This is a genomic window from Hymenobacter jeollabukensis (assembly GCF_005771675.1).
In the GTDB taxonomy this organism is placed as follows: Bacteria; Bacteroidota; Bacteroidia; order Cytophagales; family Hymenobacteraceae; genus Solirubrum; species Solirubrum jeollabukense.
Genome location: NZ_VAJM01000013.1, coordinates 152,410 through 165,322 on the forward strand (window position 1 = coordinate 152,410; position 12,913 = coordinate 165,322).

General features: G+C 66.6%; 11 protein-coding genes and 1 tRNA gene. 6 read left to right on the forward strand and 6 right to left on the reverse strand.

Going from position 1 to position 12,913, the window contains the following annotated elements; genetic code table 11:
* The first annotated feature begins 14 nt into the window (after positions 1 to 14).
* Entirely contained in the window at positions 15 to 2,354 is a 2,340-nt protein-coding gene (locus FDY95_RS20665) for a GAF domain-containing protein (RefSeq protein ID WP_138080533.1), read from the forward strand.
* Positions 2,355 to 2,358: 4 nt separating this feature from the next.
* Here FDY95_RS20665 and FDY95_RS20670 read toward each other — a convergent pair whose 3' ends face one another.
* The 4 genes from FDY95_RS20670 to FDY95_RS20685 all read right to left on the reverse strand — a co-directional run bounded on the left by FDY95_RS20670 (position 2,359) and on the right by FDY95_RS20685 (position 4,806).
* Positions 2,359 to 2,889 (reverse strand): hypothetical protein, encoded by a 531-nt coding sequence (locus tag FDY95_RS20670; RefSeq protein WP_138080535.1) that lies wholly within the window; start codon positions 2,887 to 2,889, stop codon positions 2,359 to 2,361.
* A gap of 42 nt (positions 2,890 to 2,931) precedes the next feature.
* Complete coding sequence (locus FDY95_RS20675) at positions 2,932 to 3,609, reverse strand: phosphatase PAP2 family protein (protein ID WP_138080537.1); 678 nt, start codon at positions 3,607 to 3,609, stop codon at positions 2,932 to 2,934.
* 225 nt (positions 3,610 to 3,834) lie between these two features.
* Positions 3,835 to 3,916 (reverse strand) — tRNA-Leu (locus FDY95_RS20680).
* 173 nt (positions 3,917 to 4,089) lie between these two features.
* The gene (locus tag FDY95_RS20685) at positions 4,090 to 4,806 is read right to left on the reverse strand and encodes a phosphatase PAP2 family protein (RefSeq protein WP_138080539.1); all 717 of its coding nucleotides are present in this window, start codon (positions 4,804 to 4,806) and stop codon (positions 4,090 to 4,092) included.
* Between the two features lie 103 nt (positions 4,807 to 4,909).
* Between FDY95_RS20685 and FDY95_RS20690 the strand changes: the two genes are divergently transcribed.
* The 3 genes from FDY95_RS20690 (at position 4,910) to FDY95_RS20700 (ending at position 9,154) form a co-directional block, all read left to right on the forward strand.
* Complete coding sequence (locus tag FDY95_RS20690) at positions 4,910 to 5,554, forward strand: class I SAM-dependent methyltransferase (RefSeq protein WP_138080541.1); 645 nt, start codon at positions 4,910 to 4,912, stop codon at positions 5,552 to 5,554.
* A 361-nt stretch (positions 5,555 to 5,915) separates the two neighbouring features.
* The gene (locus FDY95_RS20695) at positions 5,916 to 7,802 is read left to right on the forward strand and encodes a M61 family metallopeptidase (protein WP_138080543.1); all 1,887 of its coding nucleotides are present in this window, start codon (positions 5,916 to 5,918) and stop codon (positions 7,800 to 7,802) included.
* A gap of 101 nt (positions 7,803 to 7,903) precedes the next feature.
* A complete protein-coding gene (locus FDY95_RS20700; protein ID WP_138080545.1) occupies positions 7,904 to 9,154 on the forward strand; it encodes an MFS transporter in 1,251 nt (416 codons plus the stop codon).
* Here the strand turns inward: FDY95_RS20700 and FDY95_RS20705 are convergent.
* Positions 9,105 to 9,764 carry a hypothetical protein gene (locus FDY95_RS20705; protein WP_138080547.1) on the reverse strand — a complete coding sequence of 220 codons (660 nt, stop codon included), beginning with the start codon at positions 9,762 to 9,764 and terminating at the stop codon, positions 9,105 to 9,107. The two genes, FDY95_RS20700 and FDY95_RS20705, sit on opposite strands and share 50 nt — an antisense overlap.
* Before the next feature lie 83 nt (positions 9,765 to 9,847).
* Positions 9,848 to 10,585: a Bax inhibitor-1/YccA family protein gene (locus FDY95_RS20710; RefSeq protein ID WP_138080549.1), complete on the reverse strand. Its 738-nt coding sequence runs from the start codon at positions 10,583 to 10,585 to the stop codon at positions 9,848 to 9,850.
* Between the two features lie 125 nt (positions 10,586 to 10,710).
* Here FDY95_RS20710 and FDY95_RS20715 point away from each other — a divergent pair, with 125 nt between their 5' ends.
* Complete coding sequence (locus tag FDY95_RS20715; RefSeq protein ID WP_138080551.1) at positions 10,711 to 11,736, forward strand: MBL fold metallo-hydrolase; 1,026 nt, start codon at positions 10,711 to 10,713, stop codon at positions 11,734 to 11,736.
* 96 nt (positions 11,737 to 11,832) lie between these two features.
* Entirely contained in the window at positions 11,833 to 12,894 is a 1,062-nt protein-coding gene (locus FDY95_RS20720; protein WP_138080553.1) for an NAD(P)H-dependent flavin oxidoreductase, read from the forward strand.
* Positions 12,895 to 12,913: the final 19 nt, after the last annotated feature.

Consider the following 12,913-nt stretch of genomic DNA (forward strand, 5'->3'; position numbering starts at 1 on the left):
GCCTTCCTTCCCGTATGCCCCGCCCCTCCGACGTTGCCCCGGCACCCGCCGCTTCTGCCTTTTTTTTCCAGACCACGCTGAGCCTGGAGCCCATCATTGCGTGGTGGCAGGCCCGCATCGATGATCCGAACCCCGGCGTGTCGTTGCTGGCCCGCGGCATTCTGCGCGAGGTGGAGCAGGCCCCCGAGCTGCGCGGCCCCCTCACCGACCCGGCCGTGCTCAATGCCCACCAGCCCCTGGTGCAGGCCCTGATGGTGGCCGTGTTTCCGCCCGCCTCCTCCGATAAGGACATCAGCGGCGCCATTCCGCCCTTCCAGCGTTTCAGCTTCTACCACACGCCGCGCTTCGCGGAGGTGCTGCTGGCCCCCGACAAGCGCGTGAAGCAGCCGCTCAACATCGACGCGGCCACCATGGAGCGCCACATGGTGCACATGGTCTACGCCCAGATCCTGGAAAAGCTCTACGGCGAGGATTTGCCCGACCACTACGGCAGCATCATCTTCACCGTGCCCGACTACAGCATCGGCCTCTACCGTCACTACAGCGTGGCGTTCAACTCCAAGTTTCTGGACGTGAAAGTAGTGGGCGACAAACCCGAGCTGAGCCCCGAGGACCTGGAGCAGCTGCGCCGCAACCCCTACGACGTGGCCCTGTGGCGCCAGCTGCTGCCACCCGAAAACTTCGCCCTCGAAGGCTTCAACATCTTGAACCTGAGCGACGTCACCAACCAGGAAATCCTTTCGGAGCTGAAGTACGACCTGCTGGAGCGCGACGTGCTGCAGGCTTCCGACCGGCTGGAGCAGATCCAGGAAAAGCTGCGCGTGCTCTTCGGCCGGCCCTTCCTGCAGCTCGGCATTGCGGCCTACGACGAGAAGAAAAAGGCCTTCGTGGACTTCGGGCGCAAGATCAACCACTCCTTCCTGATGAAGCAGCTGCAGCGCCAGGACGCCAACTCGGGCTTCCGGCGCATCTACGCCCAGGTGACGCAGGAGCGCCGCCCGCTGGTGCTCGAAGACGTAGCCACGGCCGACATTCCGGAGGATTTGCGCGAGCAGCTCACCAGCATCGGCATCCGCTCGGCCATCCTAGCCCTGCTGCCCTACGGCGACGACGCGGTGGGTCTGCTGGAGCTGGGCTCGCCCAACCCGGGCGACCTAGACGAGTTTGCCCTGGACAAAGTCACCGCCTTTCTGCCGCTCTTCGCGGTGGCGGTGAAGCGCAACGCCGAGGAAATCCAGACCCGCGTACAGGCCATCATCAAGGAGAAGTTCACCGCCATTCACCCCAGCATGGAATGGCGCTTCACCGACGCGGCCCTGAACCTGCTCGAAAAGCTCGAAGACGGCAATAAAAACGCCGAAATGGAGCCCATCGTGTTTCAGGACGTGTACCCGCTCTACGGCTCGTCGGACGTGCGCGGCAGCAGCACGGCCCGCAACGAGGCCATTCAGGGCGACCTGATCGAGCACCTCACGCTGGCCAATCGGGTGCTGAAGAAAGCCACCGAGTTTCAGGCCCTGCCCATTCTGGACGAGTTGAAGTTCTACGTGACCAAGAACCTGAAGCGGCTACGCCAGGGCATTTTGTCGGGCGACGAGGTGAGCATTCTGGAGTCCATCAAGAGCGAGGTGGAGCCGCTGTTTGAGTACCTGGCCCAGCACACGCCCGAGCTACGGCCGGTTATCAGCGAGTACTGGTCGAACATCGACCCCGAGCTGGGCATTCTGTACAAGCGCCGTAAGGCCTTCGAGCAGAGCATCACCCAGATCAACGACGCGGTGAGCGACTATCTCGACGAAGAGGACCGCCGCGCCCAGCAGATGTTTCCGCACTACTTCCAGCGCTTCAAAACCGACGGCGTGGAGTACAACATCTACGTGGGCGCCTCGCTGGTGCACGACAAGACCTTCGACCTCATCTTCCTAAAGAACCTGCGCCTGTGGCAGTTGCTGGTGAGCTGCGAAATCACCCGCCTCACCCACCGCCTCAAGCCCACCCTGCCCGTCCCACTCGACACCACCCAGCTGGTGCTCATCCACTCGCAGGCGCTAAGCATCCGCTTCCGCATGGACGAGCGGCAGTTCGACGTAGACGGCGCCTACAACATCCGCTACGAAATCATCAAGAAGCGCGTGGACAAGGCCACCGTGGCCGGCACCGGCGAGCGGCTCACCCAGCCCGGCCACATCGCGCTGGTGTACGCCCAGGCCCGCGAAGCCGCCGAGTACCGCGAGTACGTGGATTACCTGCAGGACCGCGGCCTGCTCGAACCCGGCCAGGAAGAGCTGGAACTGGAAGAGCTGCAGGGTGTGAAGGGCCTGCAAGCCATTCGGGTTAAAGTAAAGCTGGATTAGCGGGTTACACCAGCTGATATGGCAAGCCGGTGGCTTCAGTGCCCAAGAGCCGTAGCCACTGGGAGTAGTTGCGCCATTCCACGGGGTATACCTCGGTGTAGTGTTGCCATAGTTCGGCTTCCTCGCCCAGAAAATACCGGCCCTCGTCGGCGGCATTGAAGAAGGTAAGCGTGTCCCGCTCGACTTCCAGCCGGATGGCCGTAGTCAGCAGTCCACCCGCCGCCCTGGGACATTCGCCCAGAAAGATCCGCCGCAAAGGCTGGCCCAGCAGGTAGTGCAAGGGCGAATCAACTGCAGGCGACGTAGCCTCACCGAAGTAGTCCGGCTCAAGGCGCAGCAGACTGACGCGGTTATCCAAATATACTTCGAGCTGCTCGGCGTCATTAGAAATTTGTATCCGCAAACCGCTCAGCTTCGAATCAGTTGGGCCGAAGAACAGGCCCAGCGGCTCGTTTTCCGATAAGAATGCCCGGCTTTGATCTTCGCCAAAGCTCCATTGAGGGTAATCGATGCGGAAGCACTCAGCTATAATCATGGCGGACGTGCAGGTGACCAAGCAGCATAAACTACTGCAATTTCAATCTACCCGCTGCCCCATGCGGCGCAGGCGGCGGCGCACGGCGGCCTGCACCAGCACCACCCAGGCCACGCCCGCCGCGAAGCCGGCCAGCACGTCGGTGGCGTAATGCACGTGTAGGTAGATGCGCGTGAGGCCGATAAACAGCGCCCAAATGACCAGCAGCACGGCCCAGAATGGGTGCCGGCCGTGGCGCCAGAGCTGCCAGGCCAGCATGCCGTACAGCGCCAGCCCGATCATGGAGTGGCCGCTGGGAAAGCTCAGGCCGGGCTGATAGATCAGGGCCGTGAGCGGCCGGACGCGCCCGAAAAAGTGCTTCAGCAGCTGGTTGAGCAGGGCCGAGCCGGCAATGGCCGCGAAGATTTCCACGGCTTCGCGCTGCTTCTTTAGGCCCCACCATAGCAGGGCGGGCAGCCCCACGGCCGCAATGACAAACCAGCGCGCCGAGCCGAAGAACGTGACGCGCAAGGCCCACTGCGTGAGGCCCGGCGTGGCGGCGCGCAGCTGGTCCATCAGGTCGAAGGCGGCCTGGTCGAAGTGCTCGGGGCCGGCCACGAACACCAGGCGCGTGAGGTAGAGGAAGACCAGAAAGGAACCGACGAAGGCGCCGCCCAGGGCCAATACTTCGGCCGTGAGCTGGCCGCTGAGGCGGAGCAGGAATTGGGCAAGGCGGTTCATAGGCGGCTTTGACTTACGGCAAAAGCCGCCCGGCGATGCACGAGCCGCGTGGTGCCACGGCTTTGGGGCCGTGGTTCCAGCACGTGTAAGCGGCACCTCCTGCTGCGGCCTTACTGGTACGGCGCGGGGTAAACGTAGTGGTGCCACGACTTTCGGAGTCGTGGCACCACGGCAAAACGGATAAAAAAGCGAAAACCGGCCCTTTCGGAACCGGCTTTCGGCTTGTGCGGTCGGAGAGACTCGAACTCTCACACCTTTCGGAACTGCCGCCTGAAGACAGCGCGTCTACCAATTTCGCCACAACCGCAGCTTTTAAAATTCACCGTCGTTGGTAGCTCAGCGGCGAATTGTGATACAAAAGTAGAGGCACTTCGGGCATATGTCAAGCACTGGCGCAAAGATTTTTCCCATCAGCTACTTTTTATCCTGACTATCAAGGTGAAAAATTTCAACCCAGCAAACATTACGGTAACGTGCGGCTCACTCCACGGGCAGCACGCTGTCGGTGGTGGCGGTGCGCACGCGGCGCTTGATGGCGTGTTCCAGGCGGTTGAGCAGCGGAATGGCAATCAGCAGCCAGAGCGTGCCGGCCGCGAAGCCCGCCAGCACGTCGGAGGCGTAGTGCACGCGCAGGTACACCCGGGTCAGGCCGATGAGCAGGATGAGGGCGGTGATGAGCAGGGTGAGCAACCAGCGCAGGGAGCGGTTGTCGACGTGGCGCCAGGTGAGGTAGATGAGCAGGCCGTAAAACGAGGCCGAAATCATGGCGTGGCCGCTGGGGAAGCTCAGGCCCGAAGCCGAGGTAAGCGGCAGCAGCGGGCGCGGGCGGTGGTAGAAGTTCTTCAGCAGCAGGTTCAGGGTGATGCTGCCCAGGGCCACCACCGGCACTTTCAGCGAGTACCAGCGGTGCTGGCGGATGACGAGGAAATAGCCGATAACCGCCAGCGCGGCCACGATGATGAAGTTGCGCGAGGCCAGGAAGGTGATGAAGTCGACCCAGCGGCGGTTGGCCTCGCCCAGAAACGCGTGCGACCAGGTGAAGGCGCTTTCGTCGAAGCTCAGCTGCCCGTCGCCGAGCACCTGCCGGCCCAGCAGCAGAAACAGCACTACGCCGCCGGTGCCCACGGCTAGGATCAGGGCAAATTCGGTGAGAAACAGAACGAGGCCGGCGAGCAGGCGGCGGAGCGTAGTGGTCATGCGCAGCGAAAAGCGGTGACGGGTAGCTGAAACAACGCAAAGCCGCCCCGGAAGGATACCCGGCCGGGCGCGGGCCGCGTATGTTCGGGCATCTTTGCGCCCCATGCCGTCTTCCACGCCCGATTTCGATTCCGTCGCCGCTTTTTACGACCCGCTGGCCCGGCTGGTGTTCGGCCCCACGCTGCTGCGGGCCCAGCGCGCGGCCCTGCAAACGGGCCTGCCCACGGCCGGGGCCGCGCCGCGGGTGCTCTTCATCGGCGGCGGCACGGGGCGGGTGCTCCCCGAGCTGCTGGCGGTCAGCCCCGGCGCGCAGGTGCTGTACCTGGAAGCCTCGGCCCGGATGCTGCGGCAGGCGGAAGAATTGGCGCGGCCCCTGCCAGCCGCGGCGGGGCGCGTGCAGTTTCGCCACGGCACCGAAACGGCCCTGCTGCCCGCCGAGCAGTTCGACGTTATCGTCGCGTTTTTCCTCTTCGACCTGTTTCCGCCCGCCGAGCTGGCGGACCTGCTGGCGCGGCTGCAGCGGCACGCGCACGGCGGCACCCGCTGGCTGGTGGCCGATTTTGCTCCGCCCCGGCGCGGCTGGCAGCGCGGCCTGCAGTGGCTGATGTACCGTTTTTTCGGGCTGACCTCGGGCGTGCGCGGCCGGCAGCTGCCGGACATAGTCGGGGCGCTCGGGCAGCTGGGGCTGCGGCCGGCATGGGGGCAGCAGTGGGCCGATGGGCTGGTGCAGGCCGGGGTGTGGCAGTAGATATAGCCCTAGGCTGTGGTTATTGCTGCTGACATTGCCCGTCATCCTGAGCACAGCGAACCGAAGGAAGGCGAAGCCAAGGACCTTCCTCGCACCACGCACCAACGGAGAAGCGCCGCCACCAACGCCTAATCGTCCGGGCATGGCGGGCAGGCTGCGCTTCTGTATTATGGAAAAAGCGCTTGCCCTGCGTAGTCAGAGGCAGTGCAGGGTATGAGGAAGGTCCTTCGCTGCGCTCAGGATGACGTTCTTTGTTACCCGCGCCAATCCCGCTTTGCGGACCGGCGCAACGGCCCGGCCGGTTTCGGTGTCTGCTGGCGGGCGCGTACTTTCGGGCCCGTTCCCCGCTGATATTCCCCGTATGCCTTATTCTTCCGCCGCCCGGCTGCTGCTGGGCCTGGGCCTGCTGGCCGCTCCGCTGACCGTTTCGGCCCAGCAAACCGCCGCGCCCGTCCAGTACCGCATCAGCTTCCCCAACGCCGTGCACCACGAGGCGCAGGTGGTGGCGCAGTTCAGCCAGGTGCCCGCGGGCCAGCCGCTGCACGTGCGCATGGCCCGCTCCTCGCCCGGCCGCTACGCCTTGCACGAATTCGCCAAGAACGTGTACGACGTGAAGGCCACCGACGCCCAGGGCCGCCCGCTGCCCCTCACCCACCCCGACCCCTACGGCTGGGACGTGACGCCCGGCGCCGACGGCACCGTGCGCCTGAGCTACACCCTCTACGGCGACCGGACCGACGGCACCTACGCCGGCATCGACGCGCAGCACGCCCACCTGAACATCCCGGCCACCTTCGCCTACGCCCGCGGGCTGGAGCAGCGGCCCATTCGGGTGGCCTTCGAGCAGCTGCCGGCCGACTGGAAAGTGGCTACCCAGCTGCTGCCGGTGCAGATCAACGGGGCGGCGGTGCCGGGCCAGTACGAGGCGCCGCACCTGCAGTATTTCATGGACTCGCCCACCTCGCTAGGCGCCCAGCAGGTGCGCAGCTGGCAGGAAGCCGGCCAGCAGATTGAGCTGCAGGTGCTGCACCGGGGCTCGGAGGCCGACCTGGACCGCTACGCCGAGCTGACCAAGAAGGTGGTGACGGAGGCCCGGGCGGTGTTCGGCGAACTGCCGGCTTACGACTTCGGCCGGTACACCTTCGTGGCCGACTACCTGCCCCAGGCCAGCGGCGACGGGATGGAGCACCGCAACTCCACCTCCGTGACCAGCCCGCACCCCATCAGCGGCCCCGGCGCCCTCGACAACCTGGGCACCGTGTCGCACGAGTTTTTCCACAGCTGGAACGTGGAACGCATCCGCCCGCGCGACCTGGAGCCCTTCGACTTCGAGCGGGCCAACATGAGCGACATGCTCTGGTTTGCGGAGGGCTTCACCCAGTACTACGGCGAGCTGGTGATGCGCCGCTCGGGTGCCTACGCCACCGACCAGCAGTACTGCGAGGAGGCGCTGACGGGCCTGGTCAACGCCATGGAGGCGCCGGGGGCGAAGCGCTACGGGGCCATTTACATGAGCCAGCAGGCGCCGTTCGTGGACGCGGCCAAGTCCATCGACCCGTCGAACCGGGCCAATACCTACCAGTCGTACTACCCGCTGGGCGGGGCCAACGCCCTGGCCCTGGACCTGACCCTGCGCCAGCGCTACCGCACCACCCTCGACCAGTACATGCGCCTGGTGTGGCAGCAGCACGGCCAGCCGCAAAAGGACTACGCCCCGGCCCGGCCCTACACCGTGCCCGATTTGCAGCGCTTGCTCGGGCAGGTGAGCGGCGACACGGCCTTTGCCGGGCAGTTTTTCCGCCAGCACATCTACTCGGCCGCCGCGGCCCACGACTACGCCAAGCTGCTGGCCCCGGCCGGCCTGCTGGTGCGCCCGGTGCGGCCAACGGAGGCCAGCCTCGGCCTGCCCGGGCAAATTGGCTTCAGCAACGGCCGCTTCGTCATCACTTTCAACACCCAGACCGGCACCCCGCTCTACCAGGCCGGCCTCGACCGCGACGACGAAATCCTGCGCTTCGACGGCAAGGAGCTGAAAAAGGAAGCCGACCTGGCCAAGGCGCTGAAAAAGCACAAAGTGGGCGACACGGCGGCGCTGGAAGTTCGCTCGCGCGGGCAGGTGCGCACCGTGCAGGTGCCGCTTACGGCCTCATCGGTGCTGGAAGTGCTGACGCTGGAAAAAGCCGGGCAGCAGCCCTCGGCTGAGCAACTGGCCTTCCGCACGAGCTGGCTGGGCACCCAGGTGAAGTAATTAATTCTCGTCCTCGGCCGCGCCGCATGACGTAGTGCCCCATGACCGAAAGCCGGACCGTACGGTCCGGCTTTCGCGTACTTGCCACTTTCCAATCCACCATGCCCCCACCCGACCGCCGCCTCTGGCTGCTGTACGCCATCATCCTGCTCGACGTGATTGTGGGCGCGGCTACCGGGCCCATCGTGCCGGAGTTTGTGCGGGGGCTGCCGCGGCCGCAGCTGTGGCTGGCGCTGGGCACGGGGCTGTTTCTGGGGGTGCAGCTGGTGGCCGCGCCGCTGCTGGGCAAGCTCTCCGACGGCTACGGGCGGCGGCCCATTCTCATCGTATCGGCCATCGGCACCTTGCTGGCGAATGGGCTGCTGCTGCCGGTGCGGGCCGGGCTGTACTTCGTCAACCGCCTCAGCGACGGGCTCACCAACGGCATGTACGCCACGGTGCGCTCGGCCATTACCGATTTGTCGCCGCCGGAGCGGCTGTTTCGCAACCTGGGCATCGAGGGCGCCATCATCTCGCTGGGCTTCGTGCTCGGGCCCATGGCGGGCGGCCTGCTGCTGACGTTCTACGACTCCACGCCGCATCAGCAAGCCCGCGCCGTGGTGCTGCTGGCCGTGGCGCTGGCGGCGCTGAATATCGGCCTGAGCCTGCTCATGCGCGAAACCCACGCCCAGCGCACCGGCCTGAGCCGCCGGGAGCTGCGCCGCACCGTGGCCGAAGCCCTGAACGTGCCCCAGCTCTGGCGCCGCCTGCAGGCCAAGGGCCAGGAACACCCCGGCCTGCTGCCGCTGGTGCTGACGCAGGTGCTCTTCACGCTCAGCATCGGCTACTACTCCTACTTCGTGCCCTACGCCAGCCTGGGGGCGCTGCGCATGGATGCCCGCGCCCTTTCGCTGTTTTTCATCTTTTTCGGCACGCTCAGCATTGCCATCAACTACGGCTTCTTCACCTTCCTGGCCGACCGCCTCGACCAGCGCCGCGCCATCCGCTGGCTGGCCCTGGGCGGCGTGCCGGTGCTCGTGACCTACGGCCTGGTGGGCAGCTCGCGCACCGCCCTTTTCGCCACCGTCGCCGTCGACTGCCTCACCCTCTCGCTGATTCCGGGCCTGCTCGACGGGCTCATCGCCCAACACACCTCCGAGCAGGACCGCGGCGAGGTATTCGGGCTGAACCAGGCCGTGCAGGGCGTGGCCAGCATCACCTCGACGCTGGTGTACGGGGCCCTGTCGGTGCTGGACCTGCGGCTGCCGTGGGCGTGGTTTGCGCTGTGCCTGGCGGGCGTGGCGGTGGTGGCGTGGCGCGCCGTTAGTACTTCCCGAAGTACAGCCGCAGCGCCACCCACGCCATCAGGCTAACCCCGCCCAGCGCCACGATGCGCAGCCCATGCACGCGCTCCTGGGCCGAAAAAGCATGCACCAGTTGGCCATTGGTAAGGCGGCGCTTGTGCGAATAGAGGTGCCAGCCGATGGCCAGCCCCAGTAGCCCGCCCAGCAGGGCTGATACGTAGCCCAGCCACACCCAGGCGGGCTGCCTTTCGGGCGGCTTGTTCAGCTCCACGTGGCGGCGCTGCTCCAGCAGCTGTACGGTGTCGGGGCTGACGGGCTGGCCCCGCTCGCGCAGCAGGCGCTGGGCCAGGGCCACGTCGAAGCGGCTCCACTCGTCGGGATGCACCAGCAGGTCCATCAGCTCCGCGTTGCTGAAGCTGAAGAGGTAGTGTTCGGGACCAGTGGCGGCTACGAGCTGGGCGTTGGCTTCGTCCTGCAGGGCGTCGGCGCGGACGAAGTCGGCGGGCAGCAGCTTTACCAGGAAGCTGCGGTCGTGCTCGTTGAAGGCAAAAGCCGGCTCCACGGTGGCGCGGTCTTCCTGCAGGCGGTAGGAAATGTCGTGCTGCTGCAGCAGGGCCAGCAACTCCTCGGCGGCGGCCAAGGTGGGATATTTCTGGTAGGTCTGAAAATCGGCTTCCATCGGATGAGTAAGGGGCTGAACGCAACGAAGCGCGCCGCGGACAAGCCCGCCGGCGCGCTTCGACAAACGGAGTTGGGTTCGGGTTACTTGCGGCGGCCGAAGAGGCGCAGCAGGTAGAGGAACAGGTTCACGAAATCGAGGTAGAGCGTGAGGGCACCCCACACGGCGGCTTTGCGGTCCACGTCCTCGTCTTCGAGTCCCACGAAGGCCAACTCCTTGATTTTCTGGGTGTCGTAGGCGGTCAGGCCCACGAAGATGAACACGCCCAGCAGGGATGTAATCCAGTAGAGCATGCTGTTTTGCAGGAACAGGTTGACCACCGTGGCGATGATAACGCCGATGAGGGCCATCAGCAGCAGGTTGCCCCAGCGCGAGAGGTCGGTGCGGGTGAAATAGCCGTAGGCGCTCATCACACCGAAGGTGCCGGCCGTCACGAAGAAGGTGGAGGCAATGCTGTCGGCGGTGTACACCATGAAGATGATGCCGAGCGTGAGGCCGTTGATGACGGAATAGGCGGCGAAGGCGCCGATGGCCTGGTTGGCCGACATGTTCATGAGCCGGGCGCCGATGTAGCCGACGATGAACAGCTCCAGCAGCAGCAGCCCCCAGAACACCAGGCGGTTGCCGACGACCATTTCCTGCAGCTCGGGCGAGGCGCCCACCACCATGGCCACGCCGCCGGTGACGGCCAGCGCGCCGGTCATCCAGCCGTAGACCTGGGTTAGAAAGCGGGTTTGAATGGCGGCGGCTTCTTCGGCCGACAGCACGATTTGGCGGGGCTGAGGCTCGTGGGCCTCCTCGTTCGGGGTAAAGTTTTCCATGAAAGCGGAACGGTGGATAGAAGGGAAACGAAAACGGCGGATCAAAACCGGGGGTAAAATAGTTGTTTGCCGCCGCAAAACCAGCCGCCCCCGACCTACCTTTCGCGCCGATTCCGCTTCGCCTTATGCCTACCTCCCGCCGCGTCCGCAACGAGCAGCTGCCGACCATCCGCCCCAATTACCCCGGCAACCTGCTCATCGGCCGCCAGTTTGCCAACGCCGACGAGCAACTCTACGAACCGGCCTTCTCCAACGTCTTCCGCTGGAAGGTGCTGAGCAAGAACCCGCAGGCCGAGGCCAAAAAGCGCGACACCTGGGCCCCGGCCGTGCAGCCCTGCGCCGAGGTGCTGCGCCAGCGCCCCGAGGGCACGCTCATCTGGCTGGGCCACGCCTCGTTCTGGCTGCGCTGGGGCGGCCGCACTTTCCTCTTCGACCCGGTGCTCTTCGATCTGCCCTTCATCAAGCGCCGCCACCCGCTGCCCTGCGCCCCCACCGACCTCACCGGTATCGACTACCTGCTGCTCAGCCACGGCCACCGCGACCATCTCGACGACGATTCCATCCGGCTGCTGGCCCGCCAAAACCCGCAGCTGCAGGTGCTGGGCCCGCTGCGGGTGGCCGGTTTGCTGAAGCGCACCGCTGGCGCGCTACCGGTTCAGGAAGCGGGCTGGTGGCAGCAGTTCGACCTCGGTCCCGACGCGCCCGTCGAGGTATTTTACCTGCCCGCCGCCCACTGGCACCGCCGCGGCGTGGGCGACCTGAACACCGTGCTCTGGGGCTCTTTCCTGCTCCGCGAGCAGGCGTCGGGCCGCACGCTCTACTTCGGCGGCGACTCGGCCGACGGCCCGCACTTCGTGCAGATCGAGGAGCAGTTCGGGCCGCTCGACGTGGTGCTGCTGCCCATCGGGGCCTACAAGCCGGCCTTCATGATGCAGCGCAGCCACATGAACCCCAACGAAGCGGCCAAAATCAGCAACCAGCTGCGCGCCGGGCACTTCATCCCGATGCACTACGGCACCTACGACCTGAGCGACGAGCCGGCCTCCGAGCCGCTGCGCACCGTGGAGCAGGTGGCGGCCGAGGGCATGCTCAACGCCCGGCTGCACGCGCCCGCCGTGGGCGAGCCGCTGCATCTGAACGATATGGAATAGCCCAACGGCATCAGGCAGGTCATTCGCGGGCAACCGGGCCCAACTTTTTGCCGCCCCGCCGCTTTGTTCCGGTAGCATCCTCTGACTCCGCATCTCATGGCTGACCTGCTCGACCGCCTTGGCATGGCGCATCCCATCATTCAGGCCCCGATGGCCGGCGTATCGACCCCGGCGCTGGCGGCGGCCGTGTCGGAAGCCGGGGCGCTGGGCTCCATAGCGGCGGGCTCGGCCCCGGCCGCCGCGCTGGCCCGGCAAATAGCCGAGGTGCGCGCCCGCACGGTGCGGCCCTTCAACGTCAACCTCTTCTGCCACCGGCAGCCCGCACCCGATCCGGCCGGCGACGCCGCCTGGCTGGCCCACCTGCAGCCTTTCTTCGCCCAGTTCGGTGCGCAGCCGCCGGCCACGCTCGCGGAGCCCTACCCCAGCTTCGCCGATAACGAGGAGCTGCTGCGCCTGCTGCTCGACGCGCGCCCGCCGGTTATCAGCTTCCACTTCGGCCTGCCCCCGGCCGCGGCGCTGACGGCCCTGCGCGCTACCGGCGCCGTGCTGCTGGCCTGCGCCACCACTCTCGCCGAAGCCCGGCAGGCCGAAGCCGCCGGCATCGACGCCGTGGTAGCCCAGGGCGCGGAAGCGGGTGGGCACCGCGGCGTCTTTCACCCCGAGCTGGGCGACGCCGGCCTGGGCACGCTGCCGCTGACGCGCCTGCTGGTGCGCGAGCTGGGCGTGCGGGTTATTGCCGCCGGCGGCATCATGGACGGCGCCGGCATTGCGGCCGTGCGCCGGCTGGGCGCGGCGGCGGCGCAGCTCGGCACCGCCTTCGTAGCCTGCCCCGAGTCGGCGGCCGACGCGGCGTACCGGGCGCGGCTGCTGAGTCTGGACCAGCCGCCCACCGTCATCAGCAGCGTGCTTTCGGGTCGGCCGGCGCGGGGCTTTCTCACCCGCCTGGTGCAGGAAGTTGATACCCCGGGGCGGGCGGCCGTGGCGGCGTACCCGCGGGCCTACGAAGCGGCCCGCGCCCTGATTACCGTCGCCAAAGCCCAGGGCGAAGCCGATTTCGCGGTGCAGTGGGCCGGGCAGGGTGCGCCGCTGGCCCGGGCCCTGCCGGCGGCCGAGCTGGTGCGTGCCCTGGTGGCCGAGTTGCAGGCAGCCGGCGGTTGAGGCCGGGCGCGGCCGGGGT

Excerpts from the sequence above, each read along its gene's own strand:
- FDY95_RS20665 (WP_138080533.1), top strand. The coding sequence starts at position 15 with ATGCCCCGCCCCTCCGACGTTGCCCCGGCACCCGCCGCTTCTGCCTTT.
- FDY95_RS20670 (WP_138080535.1), bottom strand. The coding sequence starts at position 2,889 with ATGATTATAGCTGAGTGCTTCCGCATCGATTACCCTCAATGGAGCTTT.
- FDY95_RS20675 (WP_138080537.1), bottom strand. The coding sequence starts at position 3,609 with ATGAACCGCCTTGCCCAATTCCTGCTCCGCCTCAGCGGCCAGCTCACG.
- FDY95_RS20685 (WP_138080539.1), bottom strand. The coding sequence starts at position 4,806 with ATGACCACTACGCTCCGCCGCCTGCTCGCCGGCCTCGTTCTGTTTCTC.
- FDY95_RS20690 (WP_138080541.1), top strand. The coding sequence starts at position 4,910 with ATGCCGTCTTCCACGCCCGATTTCGATTCCGTCGCCGCTTTTTACGAC.
- FDY95_RS20695 (WP_138080543.1), top strand. The coding sequence starts at position 5,916 with ATGCCTTATTCTTCCGCCGCCCGGCTGCTGCTGGGCCTGGGCCTGCTG.
- FDY95_RS20700 (WP_138080545.1), top strand. The coding sequence starts at position 7,904 with ATGCCCCCACCCGACCGCCGCCTCTGGCTGCTGTACGCCATCATCCTG.
- FDY95_RS20705 (WP_138080547.1), bottom strand. The coding sequence starts at position 9,764 with ATGGAAGCCGATTTTCAGACCTACCAGAAATATCCCACCTTGGCCGCC.
- FDY95_RS20710 (WP_138080549.1), bottom strand. The coding sequence starts at position 10,585 with ATGGAAAACTTTACCCCGAACGAGGAGGCCCACGAGCCTCAGCCCCGC.
- FDY95_RS20715 (WP_138080551.1), top strand. The coding sequence starts at position 10,711 with ATGCCTACCTCCCGCCGCGTCCGCAACGAGCAGCTGCCGACCATCCGC.
- FDY95_RS20720 (WP_138080553.1), top strand. The coding sequence starts at position 11,833 with ATGGCTGACCTGCTCGACCGCCTTGGCATGGCGCATCCCATCATTCAG.